General features: G+C 53.3%; 20 protein-coding genes. All 20 read right to left on the reverse strand.

Translation table 11 applies throughout. The features are described from left to right. Window position 1: 1 nt before the first annotated feature. Window positions 2–1,288, reverse strand: a complete 1,287-nt coding sequence (locus tag L1F29_RS22035) for a homoserine dehydrogenase (RefSeq protein ID WP_258384194.1) — start codon at window positions 1,286–1,288, stop codon at window positions 2–4. A 24-nt stretch (window positions 1,289–1,312) separates the two neighbouring features. Then, the gene (locus L1F29_RS22040; protein ID WP_258384195.1) at window positions 1,313–1,750 is read right to left on the reverse strand and encodes an ACT domain-containing protein; all 438 of its coding nucleotides are present in this window, start codon (window positions 1,748–1,750) and stop codon (window positions 1,313–1,315) included. Between the two features lie 166 nt (window positions 1,751–1,916). Further along, window positions 1,917–3,239, reverse strand: a complete 1,323-nt coding sequence (gene obgE / locus L1F29_RS22045; protein ID WP_258384196.1) for a GTPase ObgE — start codon at window positions 3,237–3,239, stop codon at window positions 1,917–1,919. Window positions 3,240–3,252: 13 nt separating this feature from the next. Then, a complete protein-coding gene (locus L1F29_RS22050; protein WP_258384197.1) occupies window positions 3,253–3,990 on the reverse strand; it encodes a Spo0B domain-containing protein in 738 nt (245 codons plus the stop codon). Window positions 3,991–4,162: 172 nt separating this feature from the next. After that, a complete protein-coding gene (gene rpmA / locus L1F29_RS22055) occupies window positions 4,163–4,474 on the reverse strand; it encodes a 50S ribosomal protein L27 (RefSeq protein ID WP_258384198.1) in 312 nt (103 codons plus the stop codon). Window positions 4,475–4,488: 14 nt separating this feature from the next. Beyond that, a complete protein-coding gene (locus L1F29_RS22060; protein ID WP_258384199.1) occupies window positions 4,489–4,827 on the reverse strand; it encodes a ribosomal-processing cysteine protease Prp in 339 nt (112 codons plus the stop codon). A 9-nt stretch (window positions 4,828–4,836) separates the two neighbouring features. Further along, window positions 4,837–5,148: a 50S ribosomal protein L21 gene (rplU, locus tag L1F29_RS22065; RefSeq protein ID WP_258384200.1), complete on the reverse strand. Its 312-nt coding sequence runs from the start codon at window positions 5,146–5,148 to the stop codon at window positions 4,837–4,839. Window positions 5,149–5,627: 479 nt separating this feature from the next. Continuing rightward, entirely contained in the window at window positions 5,628–6,872 is a 1,245-nt protein-coding gene (locus L1F29_RS22070; protein WP_258384201.1) for an Rne/Rng family ribonuclease, read from the reverse strand. Window positions 6,873–6,920: 48 nt separating this feature from the next. Continuing rightward, window positions 6,921–7,805 carry a site-2 protease family protein gene (locus tag L1F29_RS22075; protein WP_258384202.1) on the reverse strand — a complete coding sequence of 295 codons (885 nt, stop codon included), beginning with the start codon at window positions 7,803–7,805 and terminating at the stop codon, window positions 6,921–6,923. Further along, window positions 7,798–8,757 (reverse strand): M23 family metallopeptidase, encoded by a 960-nt coding sequence (locus L1F29_RS22080; RefSeq protein WP_258384203.1) that lies wholly within the window; start codon window positions 8,755–8,757, stop codon window positions 7,798–7,800. The genes L1F29_RS22075 and L1F29_RS22080 overlap by 8 nt, the downstream gene beginning before the upstream one ends. A gap of 184 nt (window positions 8,758–8,941) precedes the next feature. Further along, window positions 8,942–10,114, reverse strand: a complete 1,173-nt coding sequence (locus L1F29_RS22085) for an FtsW/RodA/SpoVE family cell cycle protein (RefSeq protein WP_258384204.1) — start codon at window positions 10,112–10,114, stop codon at window positions 8,942–8,944. Window positions 10,115–10,121: 7 nt separating this feature from the next. Continuing rightward, a complete protein-coding gene (gene minD / locus L1F29_RS22090; RefSeq protein ID WP_258384205.1) occupies window positions 10,122–10,913 on the reverse strand; it encodes a septum site-determining protein MinD in 792 nt (263 codons plus the stop codon). 47 nt (window positions 10,914–10,960) lie between these two features. Then, a complete protein-coding gene (locus tag L1F29_RS22095; protein ID WP_258384206.1) occupies window positions 10,961–11,629 on the reverse strand; it encodes a septum site-determining protein MinC in 669 nt (222 codons plus the stop codon). A gap of 63 nt (window positions 11,630–11,692) precedes the next feature. Then, the gene (gene mreD, locus L1F29_RS22100) at window positions 11,693–12,217 is read right to left on the reverse strand and encodes a rod shape-determining protein MreD (RefSeq protein ID WP_258384207.1); all 525 of its coding nucleotides are present in this window, start codon (window positions 12,215–12,217) and stop codon (window positions 11,693–11,695) included. After that, window positions 12,214–13,050: a rod shape-determining protein MreC gene (mreC, locus tag L1F29_RS22105; RefSeq protein ID WP_258384208.1), complete on the reverse strand. Its 837-nt coding sequence runs from the start codon at window positions 13,048–13,050 to the stop codon at window positions 12,214–12,216. The genes mreD and mreC overlap by 4 nt, the downstream gene beginning before the upstream one ends. Before the next feature lie 90 nt (window positions 13,051–13,140). Then, window positions 13,141–14,172 carry a rod shape-determining protein gene (locus L1F29_RS22110; protein WP_258384209.1) on the reverse strand — a complete coding sequence of 344 codons (1,032 nt, stop codon included), beginning with the start codon at window positions 14,170–14,172 and terminating at the stop codon, window positions 13,141–13,143. Window positions 14,173–14,216: 44 nt separating this feature from the next. After that, a complete protein-coding gene (gene radC, locus L1F29_RS22115; protein WP_258384210.1) occupies window positions 14,217–14,906 on the reverse strand; it encodes a RadC family protein in 690 nt (229 codons plus the stop codon). A 36-nt stretch (window positions 14,907–14,942) separates the two neighbouring features. Further along, on the reverse strand, window positions 14,943–15,572 hold the full coding sequence (locus tag L1F29_RS22120; protein ID WP_258384211.1) for a Maf family protein: 630 nt from the start codon (window positions 15,570–15,572) through the stop codon (window positions 14,943–14,945). A gap of 94 nt (window positions 15,573–15,666) precedes the next feature. Next, window positions 15,667–15,912: a DUF4321 domain-containing protein gene (locus L1F29_RS22125; RefSeq protein WP_373876424.1), complete on the reverse strand. Its 246-nt coding sequence runs from the start codon at window positions 15,910–15,912 to the stop codon at window positions 15,667–15,669. A gap of 57 nt (window positions 15,913–15,969) precedes the next feature. Continuing rightward, window positions 15,970–17,418 (reverse strand): SPOR domain-containing protein, encoded by a 1,449-nt coding sequence (locus L1F29_RS22130; protein WP_258384212.1) that lies wholly within the window; start codon window positions 17,416–17,418, stop codon window positions 15,970–15,972. Between the last annotated feature and the right edge of the window lie 244 nt (window positions 17,419–17,662).

A 17,662-nucleotide genomic window follows, 5' to 3' on the forward strand; every position in this document is an offset into this window, starting at 1 on the left:
GTTAACCTTCGACGCGGTATACGCTCTTCACGCACTTCACGACTTCCATATCATTAAACGCCGCAAGCACCTTGTTCACCGATGCTTTGCTCGCATCATGGGTAATGATTATAATTTCCGCTTCAGGAAGCGACGGGTTCGGCTGCTGAACGACGGATTCCAAACTGACCTCGAAGTCCGCGAATGCCTGCGTAATACGCGCGAGAACACCCGCACGATCATCAACATGCAGCAGCATGAAATATTTCGAAGAGATTTGCTCATCGGTCTTGAGCTTCTTCTCTTTGTACGTCATCATGACCTGTTTGCCATTGACGCCAAGCTTCAAATTCTTCACGACGGCCACCAGATCGGCCACGATGGACGTTGCGGTAGGCAGCTCGCCTGCTCCTGCACCGTAGAACATCGTCTCTCCAACGGCTTCCCCGTATACGTAAACCGCATTGAATACGCCATTGACGCCTGCGATCGGATGCGTGTTTCTTACCATAGTCGGCTGCACGCTGACGCTAATGAAGTCGTCTTGCCGCTCCGCGATGCCAAGCAGCTTCACTTCATAGCCGAGCCGCTTGCCGTAAGCGATGTCTTCACGGCTAACCGATGAAATCCCCCGTACATCGACATCTTCGAGCGCAACGTTGGCCCGGAAGCCGAGCGTCCCGAGAATCGTCATCTTGCGTGCCGCATCCAGTCCTTCCACGTCGGAGGTCGGATCCGCCTCTGCATACCCCAGTTCCTGAGCTTCCTTCAGCACTTCGGCGTAAGCAGCGCCTTCTTGACTCATCTTCGTCAGAATATAGTTTGTCGTACCGTTCACGATGCCCATTATTTTCGTTATCCGATCGGAAGAGAAGCCCTCGATCAGCGTCCGGATGATCGGAATTCCGCCTGCTACGCTCGCCTCGTATAAAACGTCGCATTGCTGCTCCTGAGCCTTAGCGAGAATTTCCGGTCCATGAAGCGCCATGAGATCCTTGTTGGCCGTTACCACATGCTTACCGCGTGCCAGGGCCTCGAGAATGTAATCTTTCGTCTGTTCGATGCCGCCCATCACTTCTACGACGACGTCGATATCCGGGTTATGGATGATTTCCCAAGGATCCTCGGTCAGCTTATCCTGATCGATGTTAATGCTCCGCGCTTTACTCTTGTTCTGTACGAGCACCTTCTCGATGACGATCGGCGAACCGACCTGGCTCTCCAAATCAACCTGATGTCCTTCTACGATACGAACTACACCCGTACCGACCGTGCCAAGTCCGAGCAATCCTACTTTTACCGGTTTCATATGTGTCTCCCCCATCTCTTCGTTCTAACCTTGTCCGATGACCGAAGCTTTGCGTACGCCTTCTTGTCTACGTATCGCTTCGACAAGCTCGGACAATCCGTCATTCATCCCCGACGTATCCATGGAAATGACAACATTCGCCAAGCCTTGCAGCGGGATCGTCTGGTTAATCGTAAGCACATTGCCCTCCGAACCGGCCAGCAAGCCAAGCACCTTGGACAATACGCCTGAGCGATGCTCCAGATCCATCGAGATCGTAACGATCCGTTCACGCTGCAGCTGGTTAAGCGTGTAGACGCCGTCTTTATATTTATAGAAGGCACTGCGGCTAAGTCCCACACGTTCTGCCGCTTCATGGACTGTAGACGCTTCGCCGCGCTGGAGCATATCTTTGACCTGGATCGTCTTGACGATCGCTTCAGGTAAAATGTCCTCGCGGACGACAAAGTATCGTTCTCCCACCGACCGTCCTCCTATAAAAGACATTTGTTCTCGTATAGTGGACATTATATCGAATAATGCATCGAACGGCAATAGGCAAAACGTTGAATAAAGAAAGGACTGACCGCGCATAGCCAGTCTTTCGACTAGCAGCGGGACAGCCCTTCATAACGTCCAGGTCGGATGTTTACTCGTACAAGTAGTCGCTGCCTTCGAAGAATTCGAAGGAGAAATCACCGATCAGTATGAGATCGCCATCCTTCGCCCCCGCCTTACGAAGAGCGTCATCCAGGCCCATCTTACGCATTGTGCGAGCGAATCGCATAACCGCGTCATAGGAATTTAGGTTTACACGCTTGATAAACTTCTCGATCGCTTCGCTTTCGACCACGTACGACTCATTTTCCCGCCGGATCTTGAACGACTGGTCTTCCTGCTTCTTGAGCGTATACACCTTGCGCTCGGCAACATCCTTCACTTCTTCGATCATCGGCATCTCAGGAACGGTCTCCAGCAGATCTGCAGCCCGATAGAGCAGCTCCTTGACGCCTAGCTTGGTAAGGGAAGACATCGGCATGATGTCGTATTCGATATCGGTATCGAATTCAGCCAGCTGCTCCCGGAACAGCGCCAGCTGTTCCTCCGCTTCCGGCATATCCATCTTGTTGGCAACGATAATCTGCGGCCGCTGCGCGAGAATTGGGTTATAGAGCCGGAGTTCATCGTTGATCTTCACCCAGTCCTCGAATGGATCGCGCCCTTCAGAGCCGGACATATCGACGACGTGAAGAATGACGCGCGTCCGCTCAACGTGCCTCAGAAAATCATGCCCCAACCCTACGCCTTCATGAGCCCCTTCGATTAGACCCGGAAGATCCGCCATTACGAAGCTGCGGCCGTCGCCCACGTCCACAACGCCGAGATTCGGCGTTATTGTCGTGAAATGATAAGCGCCGATCTTTGGCGTAGCGGCGGACACGATCGACAGCAGAGTCGATTTTCCTACACTCGGAAAACCTACCAGCCCGACATCGGCCATGACCTTCAGCTCCAGAATAATCCAGCGCTCCTGGCCTTCTTCGCCATTCTCCGAAAATCCCGGTGCCGGATTGCTGGCTGTGGCAAAGCGCGCATTGCCGCGTCCGCCTCGACCGCCTCGCGCCACGACCACTTCTTGGCCGTTCCGCGTCATATCGGCGACGATTTCTTCGGATTCCTCGTCGATGATAATGGTTCCTGGCGGAATGCGGACGATCATCTGCTCCGCATTTGCCCCGTGCATACTCTTGACCTTGCCCCGCTCGCCGCGCTGCCCCTTGAAGTGCCTTTGGTAGCGGAAATCCATGAGCGTGCGAAGTCCCTCATCGACACGGAAAATAACGTCCGCTCCTTTACCGCCATCCCCGCCGGCCGGTCCGCCCTCCGGGACATATTTCTCACGGCGGTACGAGACGATCCCGTCACCGCCGTTGCCGCCTTTTACAAATATTCTCGCTTTGTCGACAAACATGATGTTCCTCCGTTCAATTTCCGAGCTCCGCCTGAAGCTCCAGCCGCTCCGGCAGCTGCTGCGCTTCCAGCGGCTTCAGCGGCGTATCCTTCACTTGCTTCTTCCACTTCTGATGCCACTCTTCCATATCGCCGATTTCGCCATCGAACAAGAAGGTCACGTAGAGCCTCTTCTCGTCTAAATCAAATTCGACGATCAGCTTGGCCGCTTCACCCAAGCCAGGTTTAACTGCAAACCGATATACATTAATCATATCCACAATCGCATTGGATACGCGTTCTCCGTCAAGCGGCAGCTCCGACAGATTCAACTCGCCCTCAATATCCACATCCAGCAGAAGAGAGTTCGTCAAGGTCCGGAACGATTGGATATAAGTCACAAGCGATGGCACGCCGAGCTTGGCGATCTTACTTTCCGTCGCCATTCTTTCTCTTATCTGTTCCACGCACTGCACAGCCTTATCCGTCTTGCCCATTCGAATGTAGCCATACAATACCTGGAGATCATTCATCCAGTCGTGGCGGTGATGATTAAGCGTTCGGATCGCTGCGGTCTGCATGGCATGCGCCATTCTGGTTGTCCGATTCGATTGCTCTTGCCTCTCGCACCAAATCCATATCGCCGCTGCTGCGGCAACCCAGCCCACAAACACGGCAAGAAGCCATAACTCCGAGCGCCATACCAATACGCCAGCGGCAGGAAGCAGTACGGATGCGGCCGCATAGTGCTTCAAATTTCTTATGCGATTCATGCCCACAATCCTACCTTCCTATTCTTTCCTAACCTCAAATAGTATAGCACGACAATGACGAAAGATCACGTTAATAACATTCGGCGCTCATACGGGTGCAGGTGGGCACTTATTTGTTTTATGAAGCAAAAAATGCCCCGGCCTGCAAAGCAGACCGGGGCATTGATGACGATTAAACTTCCACTGCTGCGGCTACCGGAGCAGCTTCAATTGGATAAACGCTAACTTTCTTGCGGTCGCGTCCCCAACGTTCAAACTTGACAACGCCCTCTACTTTAGCGAATAGCGTGTCGTCTTTACCGATCCCGACATTGTTGCCTGGATGGATCTTCGTTCCGCGTTGACGGTAAAGAATGCTGCCAGCCGATACCGTTTGTCCGTCCGCACGCTTCGCGCCAAGACGTTTCGCTTGGCTGTCGCGACCGTTCCGTGTGGAACCGACACCTTTCTTCGAAGCGAATAGCTGAAGATTCAGTTTCAACATTGTTGTTCCCTCCTTTATGACCGGTTTTGTTCCCTAACCTCGACGAACTTCCCGTAGGAGCCGGCAATCGTTTCGACCATGACAATCATCGATTCCAATAGCAATTGAACCTTCTCGTTAACCAAGGCGTCCTCCAGTACAGGAATTTCCGATTGCAGCCAGCCGTTCTTCATGGAAGCCGGAAGCTCGAGACCCGCTAATTGCTCGATGGCGTTAACCGTCCCCACCGTAACGGCAGAGACGCCCGCACATACGATATCCTTACCGGGCTTGGCGTACTTGGCATGGCCTTCTACGGCGAATGCCGCGATATGTCTGTCATCCGTATTTCGTTCGATCGTAACGGTAATCATAGCCGATCCTTACGCTTGGATCTTGCCGATTGTTACTTTCGTGTACGGCTGACGATGGCCTTGCTTGCGGCGGTAGTTCTTCTTCGCCTTATATTTGTAGACGATAATTTTTTGACCTTTGCCGTGTTTCTCGACTTTAGCCGATACGGTTGCGCCGGAAACGACCGGAGTGCCGGTTACGAGACCGTCACCTTTGGAAACAGCAAGAACGCGATCAAACGTTACGCTATCGCCTTCCGTTGCTTCCAATTTTTCGATGTACAGGACATCGCCTTCTTGGACTTTGTATTGCTTGCCACCGGTTTCAATGATTGCGAACATAGTTGCACCTCCTTATTATCGAAGACTCGCCTGATGCAGGTGTCGAACAGCAGCGCCATTCAAGCTTCGTTACCTGTTCTGTGCGGTAATGGGCAAATGAAAAAGAGTAGTCTTTCACATGCACCATAACATTCTATCATAAAAGGATGCTCAAGAGCAACAGCCTATCCAAAAAGTTTTCTTAACGCTCATTCGCTGCCATTCGTCCGCGCCAACTCCAGCGTCAGCTTGTCCGAACGCCGCTCAGGATGAATCGATCCCCTGTTACAGATGAACGGGTACTTCATACAAAGAGAAATGAGTCACATCCGGCTGTATAAACAAATTCCAAGGGAATAATGCATTGAGGTGGGATGATACAATCGATCGGAGGAAAAGCGGTTATTCAGAATTACGGCACAGATGTCGCAGCCGCCATTCAACTTCCCGCGCGGCGATACCGGCAGGAGCACTTATATGCACGGGCTGCTCGGGTCCTATCACTTGCCCAAGGTTTGAATCTTCCCCCGGCCCTTGCAGCCCAAGCAGGTTTCGTATGGCTGGTTCATGGCATGATTGCGTGCCTTCTTGCGCGTCATCTCCAGTAAGCCCAGCCGCGTCCAGCCTACCACTTGGCACTTGGTCCGGTCCTGGCGCACGAGCGTCTCCAGCCGCTGCAAAATTTGGTCGCGGTGCTGATCCAGCTCCATATCGATGAAATCAACAAGAATGATGCCGCCAACATCCCGGAGCCTGAGCAGCCTGGCGATTTGTTCGGCCGCTTCCATATTGGTGCGGAATACCGTATCCTCCAGATCGCTTGTGCCGACAAATTTCCCCGTGTTGACATCGATGACCGTCAGCGCTTCCGTCATGTCCCAAACCAGGTCGCCCCCGCAATCGAGCCTGAAACGGCGATCGAAGGCCTCGCTTAGCTGTACGTTAATTCGATAGCGGGCAAACATCGGATCGCGCTGCTCATAAAACTTCAGCCGCTTCAGCATCGAGGGCGCCATCTGGCGTATGAGCGTTTCGGTTTCCAGAAAGCGGCTGCGGTCGTCGATCCACACCTCGTCGGTCTCGGCGGTTAGAAAGTCTCTGACGATCCGGCGCGATAGACCCGCTTCACGATGGAGCTCGGCCGGAGCCGACATGCGCCGGGAACGTTCCTCGATGCCTGCCCACAGCCCGCGCAAAAAATCGACATCCCCTTGCAGCGCTTGCACACTCTCGCCCTCCGCCGCCGTCCGCAGGATGACGCCTTCCCCCTCCTGCCGGATCGAATCGCCAACGAAACGCAGCCGGCCGCGCTCCTGGTCGCCGTTCACCTTCTTGGACACACCGACATAATCCGCTTGCGGCATATAGACCAAGTAGCGCCCCGGCAAGGAGTAATGCGTTGTAACTCGGGCACCTTTGCCGCCCAGAGGCTCCTTCACCACCTGGACGATCAGCTCCTGCCCGGGCGTGAGCAGCTCCGTAATCAGCGGCTTTTCCTTGGGCTGCCGCTCCAGGTGCGGGTGCAGCACATCGTCAATATAGAGGAATGCATTCTTCATCAATCCGATATCGACAAATGCGGCCTGCATGCCAGGCAGCACATTAATAACCTTCCCTTTGTACAAGCTGCCGACAAGCTGTCCTGCAGCCTCTGTTTTCTCCATATCAAACTCCACAAGACGGCCTTCCTGCAGGATCGCCGTTTGCAGCATATCGCTTTGACTATGTACCAACATTTGCTTCATCCCATATACGACCACCTATCCCAGCCTAGTTAGCTGTTCAGGTCTATTTTACATGAAAAGGTCGCAAACTGCACGGTCCGGCTTTCCATCTTCCAAAAAACCGTTGACGAGCCGCTGCTCGGGAAGCACGGCAACGATTCGCCCGCGCTCTTCCATGACGACGATGAGGTGATACTGATCTCTCTTGAAGAGCCGCAGCGCCGCCGTTACGGTATGCCGTTTCGAAACTACGATCGGCTGCGCCCATACGCCTCTTACAATGTGCCGGGTCGAGGCCGCTGCCCGGCTCGTCAGGAAACGGAGAAACAGGTACGGGATGTTGCGGTTATAGGTCCAATTGGTCATAAACAGAAATATGCCCACCGCAAGCAAATTAAGCTGAATGCCGGTCCCTCCCGCCTTGATTATAGGCAAGAAGGCGTATAGAACCATCCCCGCACTCAACAGCAAGCTGATCCGGGCTCCCCACAGCAGCATTTGATGATAGGTGAGCCAACGGCTAAGAAGAACCTGCAACATCTTCCCCCCGTCAAGCGGCAGGATCGGCAGCAAATTAAATACGCCGATCATGATATTCGCTTGAACGACGTACGATGCCCATTCATTATTCCACCACCCCAATTGTCCCAATCCCCAGGCGGCCGCCCCCATCCATACATTCTGCAGCGGTCCGGCCAGAACCACTGCTGCCTCCTCCTTCGCCGGCAAGCCGCCCGAATCCTCGACCTCCGCAACGCCTCCGAAGGGAAGCAGCTTCACTTCACGGATGGTCCATCCATATCCGCGGGCAACGATGACATGACCCAGTTCATGTACGAGCACGATGCCAAATAAGGTGAGCAGCTCCACAAAATAGCCCGTCATGACGGAAGCGAGCATGACGAGCACGAAGAGGGGATGGATAGACCATAGGATTCCGCGCCACCTAATCAAGCGGGAAGACGTCAGCGGGATTGACGAACCGGCCTTTCTCCTTCACCGCAAAGAATAACAAGCTTGTCTCTCCCTCGGATGCGGCCTTCAGCTTTCCAATCGGATGGCCTGCTTCAACCCAGTCGCTGAGCACAACCTGTGTCTCCCCAAGCATGCCGTATACCGTCTCGCGCTGATTCGCATGCTGAATGACAATCGTCTTCCCGGTTTTCTCGTCCTCGGTTACAAGCAATACGCGCCCGGTCTCCGAAGCAACCACCTCATCATTGGATTCACCGGCGAGATCGACGCCGCTAAGCGTCTCCGCGAACGTCCTCACAACCGTCCCATTCTTGAGCGGGGCCATCGTCGGAAGCTCAATCCCGCCTTCGACTACCTCAGCTTGCTTCGGCGCATGACTGCCGAATATCGGAATAAACGAAGGCGCACCTGCAAATGTCGCTTCATACCACTCCGCGGCGGCTTGGAAATCCATTGTGTCGGTAAGTGCTGCCGTAACGATCTGCTGCCCTTTCTTGGCAATCGGATGCTCTAACTTGTACATGGCGAAAACGATAACAAAGAGAATCGCGGATATGACCGTCTGTATATATATCCCCCGGATGAACGGGCTTCCGCCCTTCCCGCCTCTCCCTTCTCTTCCGCCGCCTCTATCCGAAGCTTTGCCGCCAGCAGGATGAAGCTTTGCCGTCATGTTCCAGCCGGCATTCTCCCATGGATTTGCCCTTTCCTTCCAATCCCGCTCCGGGTCCCGCTCCATTGAGCCGCTTACCGGCGGCATACCTGCCGGCTTATGGCCCGGAATGCTTGACGGCTGCACCCCATGGACCGGAGCCTGGTAGGAACGATCTTGTTCTGCTGCAGCCTTCGGCAGAGTCAGCGTCTGCTGCTGCTCCAAGATTTGGCGTATCCGTTCCTGACGGCGCTGCCGTACTCCGTTTCTTGTATCCAATGTCCATCCCTCCATACCTATCGGCATGCCTGTCCCTTTGCCTAAGCAGCGCCTTTGCGGCATTATGAGCTTATTCAAGCAGACAAGCATCGGCTTGTTCGATTTATGTATATGTGAGAGGGAGCTTGTTTATGTTGGACCGCGGCTCTGAGCTGCTTGTTTGAGCACGACAAAAAAAGCCGTTTCAGCGGGCGGTCCGCTGAACGGCTAAATGTTCGATCTCGTATTTTTCCTGATGCGCCTTCACGCTGAAGACAATGCCTATAGAAAGCATGTTGAGCAGCAAGGATGTCCCGCCATAGCTGATGAAAGGCAGTGTAATTCCCGTAATCGGCATGAGTCCGATCATCATTCCGATATTCTGAAAGATTTGAAACACATACATCGATACAATGCCAATGATGATGAAAGAACCTCGTATATCATAACAATGAAAGGAGATTATAATCATCCGATAGATGAGAAGGAAATATAGCAGCAGCACGACGGCAGCGCCTTGAAAGCCGAATTCCTCACCGATGACGACGAATATGGCGTCCGAATACGGATATGGGATAAACTTCCTATTCTTGGAGTCCCCCTGCATATATCCGTCACCGGTTAATCCGCCGGAGCCAATCGCAATCTTCGCTTTATTCGCCTGATACACTTCTTTGTCCGACGCTTCTTCCGGATTAATGAAGCCGTTGATTCTCTCGTACCAGTGAACCTTATTTTTACTATCCAGGTAATCATGGATTTGCTGGTTGTATTGATTGAATAGAAAGACGGACAGCATCAGTCCTCCTATTACGATCGCAAGCCCGATTAGAACATGCGTATACCTGACGTTGCCGATCCACAGCATGCCTAGCACAATGACCAAATAGATGATGGCATTCCCGAGATCCGGTTGGATCATGACGAGCATGAACGGTATGAAGGAAAATGCGGCGACGACAAGCAAGTCCTGCCGGATACGCAGCGGGTCTCCTTGGCGGCGGCCCATCAGGAATGCGATTGTAATAATGAGAATTATCTTTTCCATCTCGGCCGGCTGAAACTGCAGCCCTCCGGGAAGCTCGAACCAAGCGCGCGCGCCGTTGATCTCTTCCGCTGTCAAATAAACGACGACAAGCAGAACGATCCCGATTCCATAGAGGACGTACCAGCCTTTTAGCAGAAACCGATAGTCAACAAACGTTGTCAATATCGCCAAAACAAATCCGATTCCATAGAAGATCAGTGTCTTCGTGTCATAATTATCGTACCCCGGATAGCCGAATGTCGCACTTCGAACAAGCAAGGTGCTGATCACCATCAGGACAAGGAGGATAAGAATGATACTCCAGTCGATTTTCTTCAGTTTACCTAACACGATTAAATCATCCTATCCCAAGAAACTTTCGGAACCGCTTCAGAACGCCCGATTTCTCCTCCAATGGCATCAGCGGCACCATGTCGCCGAGCATGCGTCTGGCGATATTCCGGTAGGCGATTGCAGCACGGGAAGTCGGATCCATAACGGTGGGTTCACCGGAATTGGCCGCCTTGATCACTTTCTCGTCATCCGGAACAATGCCCAGCAGATCGATCGCAAGCACCTGGCAGATCTCATCGATATCAAGCATTTCGCCGGACTTAACCATGCTGGCTCGAATGCGATTAATGATCAATCGGGCGGGTACGTTCGCTTGCTCCAGCAATCCGATTACCCGGTCCGCATCCCGGACCGCCGCATTCTCCGGCGTCGTTACGATGATCGCCCGTTCCGCTCCTGCAACCGCATTGCGGAAGCCTTGCTCGATGCCGGCCGGGCAGTCAATCACGACATAATCGAACTCCTTTTTGAGCTCAACGATAATATCTTTCACTTGATCCGGGGATACATCCTGCTTATCCTTCGTTTGGGCGGCAGGGAGCATGTACAGCTCCTCGAACCGTTTATCCTTCACAAGCGCTTGGTTGAGCCGGCAGCGGCCTTCCGCAACGTCGATCAAATCATAGATGATCCGATTCTCAAGCCCCATCACGACATCCAGATTGCGCAATCCGATGTCGGTATCCACCATGCACACCTTTTTTCCCATCAGCGCAAGCGCCGTGCCTAAATTGGCCGAAGTCGTCGTTTTTCCAACCCCGCCTTTACCCGATGTTACTACAATCGCCTCACCCATGACAGACACTCTCCAATGCTAATTCAATCTGGCCCATCACCGTTCGTCTATACGGAATATGCTTTAAATAGTAACGGTTCTTTACGTAAACGGTTCAATTGCGTCATCTTGTCAATCTTCATAACGCCATCGTTCAAATAAGCGAATTCCATCGATGCATCCCCGGTCATCCATTCGTCAGGCGGTCTGCTGATAATGTCAGCGATGCGAAGCTGTGTCGGGCGCAGCAGCGATGCTGCAATGACCACATCCGTTCGTCCTTCTATCCCCGCATGGGCTAGCCCGCGAAGAGCGCCCAGCACATAGATATCGCCCGTGCAGAGCAAGGATCCTCCGGGATTCAAGTCCCCCATCAACAGCAAATTCCCATCATGCTCGATCGTCTGGCCCGAACGTACGATGCCCGTCAGCAATTTGATGTTATTTCCTGGCTCTTCCTCCGGCAGTGCAGGAGCGTCGCTCTCGATCGATTGTACGAGCAGATTCCCCTGCGCCCGGATGATTGCCCTTATTTGCTCATGTTCATCCTCGGAGAGCTGCCGGGAACCCAGCTTGACTTGAACGTGAACGATCGGACCCGTCAGCAGCTGTTGATGCGACTTTTCCAATTTGTAGTGCAGTTCTTCAAGCAGCGCGGAAAATTCGCAGGCATCGTCAAGCAGAAACACGAGACCTTCCTTGACGCCTTTTATCGTAATATGCTGCCTCTCGGTCACGCTCGTCCCTCCCCTGTACGTATACGATTCTTTCCGATACGTACCGATTCCTGCTTATCCGCTCTATTCTTCTTCTTCGTCGCCCTTCTTTTTCGAGATGCCTTCGAACCAGCGCCGGACCGGTACGTACATCACGAGCACAAATCCGATCTGCAGAAAGAGACTCGGAATAATATGATCGATCAGCGCCCATTCGAATGTTTGATGCGTAAGACGGAACACCCTATATACAAAATAGATGACCGTCTCGTATACAAGCGTGGATAGCGTAATAATAGTAAGTGCCATGAGCAGCGTGCTTCTTTTGCGTTCCATGAGAAACCCGGTCAAATAGCCGATAAGCCCCATTGCAAAAGAATGCACGCCGATCAGGTTGCCATAGAAGACGATATCTTGAAGCAATCCGAAGGAAAAACCGAGAAACACGGCCGTATGACGGCCGCGATATAACGAAGCGAATAGTACGAATGCTAGCGTGAAATGCGGTACGACGCGCGAAACCCAATCGCCAGGGAGCAGCCAATAGAAGACCGTGCCCTCCAAGAAGAAGAAGAGCAGCATGACGGGAATAATTCGCTGCATACTCATTCCGCGGTCTCCTCCATGCTCGGCACTTCGACGACGAACACTTCCTTCAAGTGGTTGAAGTCGGCCGCCGGCTTGATCGTCGCCGTCCGCGTCAGGCCGATGTCTCCGACCTGCACGTCTTCCACCGTACCGATAACCATGCCTTGCGGAAATACGTTGCCTTGACCCGATGTTATGATGACATCGCCCTTGGCCAGTGTGTCGTTCTCGGCGATTCTGGACATCGACAGCCTTCCGGTTTCGGCATTGAAATTGTCCACCATCCCGAACGACTGCGCTTCCTTGCCGAGCACCGTCGCGGCATACTGCTTCGAATCCGGCGATTTGTCATCTAGCTCCGTTAGCGGCATCACATTGGACGAGAACGGCGTTACCCGGCTTATATGGCCGACGAGCCCATCTTCCGTGACCACGACCATGTTCTGGCGGATTCCATCCGTAGACCCGAGATTGATGCGAATGGTCTGATTGTAGGGATCGTTGCTCACTGCGATAACCTGAGCAATCAAATAACGGTTTTTATTCAAGTTTTTTTGCTTCTCGGTAAAGTTAAGCTTCTCTTTCAACCTCTGATTCTCTTGCTCGGAAATATTATATTTATTCTTGTCCCGCGCATATGCCGCAGCCATCTTGCGGAGCTCCTCGTTCTCTTTGTAGATTCCGCGCAGGTTGGTCAAATCTTCAAACAAGCCCGCTATATATCCAGCGGGCTTGTAGAACCATTGCTGCACGACTCCAGTAGCATCGAGAATAAAGTTTTCCGGCCAGGTCAGCTTCTTCCTGTCACCGATCGAAAACCCCATTACTGCCACAAACAAGACTACGATAATCATCAGAACGAACATCCGTCTGTTTCGCATCCAATTAAACACGTATCTTCACCCGCCCATTCCAATCATCCGTCCGTTTCCCCATTTCGGAGACTAGCGCTTGGAACGGGAAACAGGGCCTCCCCGCGTTTTGAACAAATCAATATTGTCGAGCGCCCGTCCGGTTCCGATCGCAACGCAATCGAGCGGATTCTCCGCGACAATTACCGGCATGCCGGTTTCGCGGGCCAACAGCTTGTCCAAATTGCGCAGCAGCGCCCCTCCGCCCGTCAGCACGATGCCGCGGTCCATAATATCGGCAGACAGCTCCGGCGGACATTTCTCCAGCGTCACCTTCACAGCCTCGACGATCGAGTTCACCGTATCCATCAGCGCTTCCGTGATTTCATCGGATGTGATCGCGAGCGTCTTGGGCAGGCCGGTGACAAGGTCGCGGCCGCGGATCTCGGTTTTTTCCGGCACTTCCAGCGCCAGCGCCGTACCGATCTCCATCTTCAATTGTTCCGCCGTTCTCTCGCCGATCATCAGGTTGTACATGCGCTTAATATATTGCGTAACGGCTTCGTCCATTTCATCGCCCGCGATGCGGATCGACCGGCTCGTTACGATGCCGCCCAGCGAAATAACCGCTACTTCCGTGGTTCCTCCGCCGATATCGACTACCATGCTGCCTGTCGGCTCCCATACCGGCAAATCGGCCCCGATCGCCGCCGCGAACGGCTCTTCGATCGTGAACGCTTCCTTCGCTCCGGCTTGCTCTGTCGCATCCTTCACGGCGCGCTGCTCAACGGCCGTAATGCCGGAAGGAACGCAAACCATCACATTCGGATGGCGGTTAAACAGCCCCCGGCTCTTCTGGGCTTGCCGGATAAAATAACGGATCATCGTCGTCGTTGTCTCGAAATCGGCGATGACGCCGTCTTTCATAGGGCGAACGGCGCGGATGTTGCCAGGCGTACGGCCGATCATTTTCTTCGCCGATTCCCCTACCGCCTCGATCGTTTTTGTATCGGTACGCAGCGCAACCACGGACGGTTCCCTGCAGACAATGCCCTTGCCTCTCAAATAAACGAGCGTATTCGCCGTTCCGAGGTCAATTCCCAAATCTTTAGAACCACCAAACATATTCATTCTTCCTTTCCATTTGAAAGACAATCCTATTTATTATATTACATCAGACCCTGCTCCTTCAAACTGATAAAGCGATTGTCACCGATTACCAGATGATCGAGCACATCGATGCCGACAAGCTCGCCCGCTTCCTGCAATCGCTTGGTCAATGCAATGTCTTCCGGGCTCGGGGTTGGATCCCCGCTCGGATGATTATGTAAGCATATGATCGAAGCGCTGCTGCACTTGATGGCCGCGCGAAATACTTCGCGGGGATGAACGAGCGAAGCGTTCAATGTTCCGACGGACAATGTTTCTTTCGCAATGACTTGATTCTTGGTATTCAAAAATAGACAGACAAAGTGTTCTTTCTTCAAATAGCGCAGCTCTTCCATCATGAGCTCCGCCGCATCGGCAGGCTTGCGGATCGCAGGCATTTCTCCATGACGGCTCCTCGCCAGCCGGCGTCCCAGTTCGATGCCGGCGCGAAGTTGTACGGCCTTAACCGGACCGACGCCTCGAATGGAGGTTAATTCTTCCATGCTCATATCGACCAAGCCGAGCAGGCTGCCGCTTTCCTTCAAGATCCGCGAAGCCAGCAGGACAGCCGACTCGCTCTTCGTACCCGTTCTTAGCAAAATCGCGATCAATTCCGCATGACTTAGTGCCTCTGCCCCAACCGTCATCAAGCGCTCTCTAGGTCGTTCTTCGTCAGGGACATCCCGCAGCACGTATTGGCGCGCTTCCATGTCCTTCCCCGCCCTTATTACAAGTGTAGTGATTCTCTATAACACGTCGACGCCGCAAGTCTCCAGCATCTCCGCTAACAGAGAGACCGGAAGTCCCACGACGTTGAAGTAACATCCCTCGATCGAGTCGACCATGACTGCGCCAAGCCCTTGAATCGCATAGCTTCCCGCTTTATCCATCGGTTCTCCGCTCGCAACATAACGCTCGATCCGAATCGTATCCATCGATTTCATCTTCACGCGGGTCATGCGATGGCTTACGATCTCACTGCCATCGTCCGTCCGGATACAAGCGACGCCGGTAAAAACCTGATGCTCCCGCCCTTGCAAGCGGCCAAGCATCCGGACGGCTTCTTCCGTATCTTTGGGCTTGCCCATGACCTCTCCGTCAAGCACGACGATCGTATCGGCGCCGACGACGACCGAATTCTTCGCATGCTCGCCTTCCAGGCAACCGACTGCGGCTCGCGCTTTCCGAAGCGCCAGCTGCTCGACAATATACGACGGGGACCATTCTGAAGGCGTCGTTTCGTCCGCATCCGTCGACAAAATGAGAACCGGCAGGGAGAGGTCGAGCAATACGACCAGTTCCCGCCGGCGCGGAGAAGATGAAGCCAGCACAAGCTGGCGAATGTCTGGTGAAAGAGTTGGGGCTGAAGTATCCATTGTTGCAAGCACTCCTTGAGGAAAGGGATACATACTGACAACCGAGCTCCGGTTCATATCGGATCTAACGGTTGCAGTTCGATAAGCGAATTCCCTACATTTTACGATATAGCCATATCGCGATGATTAGTCCAATAATGCTCAGCAGGCTTATCTCGATTCGAATCGTGAGATCATAACTGAGCACGAGCAGATCGGCTGCAGGCGACCAGGCGAGCTTCGAGGTTTGCGTTAGAAACGCAAGTCCGGGAACCGGTTGCAGCCAACGCGATACCAATGCTCCAGCCAGCATGCCGATGAGGATGAAAAGCAGCAATATCCCAAAATTTTTCTTCATCATCCAACGTCCCTCGCCATTATTTGACACCCTCTACATTATACGCGCCGTGGGTACGCTTTACAATCCACCGATCGATGCAAACCATGTCTTCTCTATAAAGACGGCTTCCATCAGAGACGATTGAATCGACCACAAATGGGCTGCGGAGGCTTTATTCTCATATTCGCTAGCGGCAACGACGGCATTATTAAGCGCTTGGCTGAGCTTGCGGAACGCTTCCTTCCCCGCTAGGTCCTTGATTCCCGCTTCCATGCCGGCGCGTTCACGCGTCCACTTCTGATGCGCATCTTTCCAATCGGCTGCAGCCTGCTCCTCTTGGCCGAGCTTAGCCGTAGTGAATGTATTCAGAGCCCCGATGAGCTCCTTCGTCCGGTTGAAGAAAGATTGCACCGTGTCCGCTTCGCCTGCGAAAGGGAATTTGACCAGCACCGGGACATCCACTTGTTTCATATACACTTCCCGGTCCGACAGCAGCTGGCTGAGCATAAGGGCGCTGCTTTGATCGGCTGCCATTCCGATATAGACTCGAAAGTCTTCCTCCGTCATCAAGGAAGCGGCCGCAAGACCTTTCTCCTTTAACTCGGCTATTGCGCTGTCCATCCCTTCCTTATTGCTGAATACACCGTATTGAAGCATATAATACTCGGTTGTCGGGACTTGGACCGCAACGCTGTTCGACGCTGCTCCGGAATTCGAATCATTCGTGCCGTTCTTCTCCGTCCCGCCTGCCGGGGACATATCAGTTTTGCCGCCTGCAACCGCGCTCTCGTCATCCGGACCGCCTGTCACCGTACCATTAGCGTCAACGACGGCATTAGAGCCAGCCGGCTCTGTCGGAATAATCGAGTCATTGGCTGTTCCCCCGCCGTTAAACAAGGCCAGGACCAGATAACCGAAGATGGCTCCTGTGGCAACCGCTCCCGTAACCGACGCGAACACTTTATACCACGATGGCCCCCTGGAGGTCCTGTAAGAGGATTCCCTGCGAAATACAGCCGTCGCTTTACCCGGCTTGCCGAGTTCCAGTTCCGGTCCTATGATCGGGCCATCGCTAACCAGAGCTTTCGTCGTGACGGACCGATATAAGTCCGTACCCGGCGCATAACCTTCGAAGGCGTCGCCGAGAGGGATCGAATTCGGGTCCTGCGGACCCTCCTCCGTCACGGGGGGCTCAATGGATGCATGCGGCTCTATCTTCATGGTATTGAGCGGTGTTTCAACCTTGTTCGAGCTGTCGGAACGCGTATCAACCATTCGGCTGCTCTCCAGCTTGGAAGCATCCCGCTTATCTCGGTCGCTATCCCGAATCAGCTGTTCCAATGCATGGGCATCATCCTGAAACGGGCTGTTCCACGTTCCGATATCCGACGTGAATTTCAACTCCTCTTGAAAGAACGGCACAACATTCGATTTGACAGGGGGGGCAGAAGGCTCCGGCTTCCGTTCAACAACGCGCGTTCCATTGTCCTTGTCGAAGCGATACGTAATGCGAGCTTTAGAATTCATGTCAATCTCTCCTTGTCCACATTCTCTTCTAGTAGACTATGAACGAAATGAGAGAATTAGAACAAGAATCCCCCGCTCTTAAACCGCTGCGATAGTGCGTCAATATTTAAGACGACGGTCGGGCTATCTTTGTTTTAAAAATACGAGGGCCACATGAACAAATGAGTGAGCACAAGCCGCAGCACAGAATGATTCGTGATCGGATCGATATCGGCAAAAAAAAAGATAACCGGCTCACCCGCCT

It is taken from the genome of Paenibacillus spongiae (genome assembly GCF_024734895.1).
Lineage (GTDB): Bacteria > Bacillota > Bacilli > Paenibacillales > Paenibacillaceae > Paenibacillus_Z > Paenibacillus_Z spongiae.

Bases quoted from the DNA above. Each gene is read 5' to 3' on its own strand.
- L1F29_RS22060 (WP_258384199.1), bottom strand. From the start codon at position 4,827: ATGATTACCGTTACGATCGAACGAAATACGGATGACAGACATATCGCG.
- L1F29_RS22125 (WP_373876424.1), bottom strand. From the start codon at position 15,912: ATGATGAAGAAAAATTTTGGGATATTGCTGCTTTTCATCCTCATCGGC.
- L1F29_RS22050 (WP_258384197.1), bottom strand. From the start codon at position 3,990: ATGAATCGCATAAGAAATTTGAAGCACTATGCGGCCGCATCCGTACTG.
- rpmA (WP_258384198.1), bottom strand. From the start codon at position 4,474: ATGTTGAAACTGAATCTTCAGCTATTCGCTTCGAAGAAAGGTGTCGGT.
- L1F29_RS22130 (WP_258384212.1), bottom strand. From the start codon at position 17,418: ATGAATTCTAAAGCTCGCATTACGTATCGCTTCGACAAGGACAATGGA.
- minD (WP_258384205.1), bottom strand. From the start codon at position 10,913: ATGGGTGAGGCGATTGTAGTAACATCGGGTAAAGGCGGGGTTGGAAAA.
- mreD (WP_258384207.1), bottom strand. From the start codon at position 12,217: ATGAGTATGCAGCGAATTATTCCCGTCATGCTGCTCTTCTTCTTCTTG.
- mreC (WP_258384208.1), bottom strand. From the start codon at position 13,050: ATGATTATCGTAGTCTTGTTTGTGGCAGTAATGGGGTTTTCGATCGGT.
- L1F29_RS22110 (WP_258384209.1), bottom strand. From the start codon at position 14,172: ATGTTTGGTGGTTCTAAAGATTTGGGAATTGACCTCGGAACGGCGAAT.
- L1F29_RS22120 (WP_258384211.1), bottom strand. From the start codon at position 15,572: ATGGATACTTCAGCCCCAACTCTTTCACCAGACATTCGCCAGCTTGTG.
- radC (WP_258384210.1), bottom strand. From the start codon at position 14,906: ATGGAAGCGCGCCAATACGTGCTGCGGGATGTCCCTGACGAAGAACGA.
- L1F29_RS22070 (WP_258384201.1), bottom strand. From the start codon at position 6,872: ATGAAGCAAATGTTGGTACATAGTCAAAGCGATATGCTGCAAACGGCG.
- rplU (WP_258384200.1), bottom strand. From the start codon at position 5,148: ATGTTCGCAATCATTGAAACCGGTGGCAAGCAATACAAAGTCCAAGAA.
- L1F29_RS22035 (WP_258384194.1), bottom strand. From the start codon at position 1,288: ATGAAACCGGTAAAAGTAGGATTGCTCGGACTTGGCACGGTCGGTACG.
- obgE (WP_258384196.1), bottom strand. From the start codon at position 3,239: ATGTTTGTCGACAAAGCGAGAATATTTGTAAAAGGCGGCAACGGCGGT.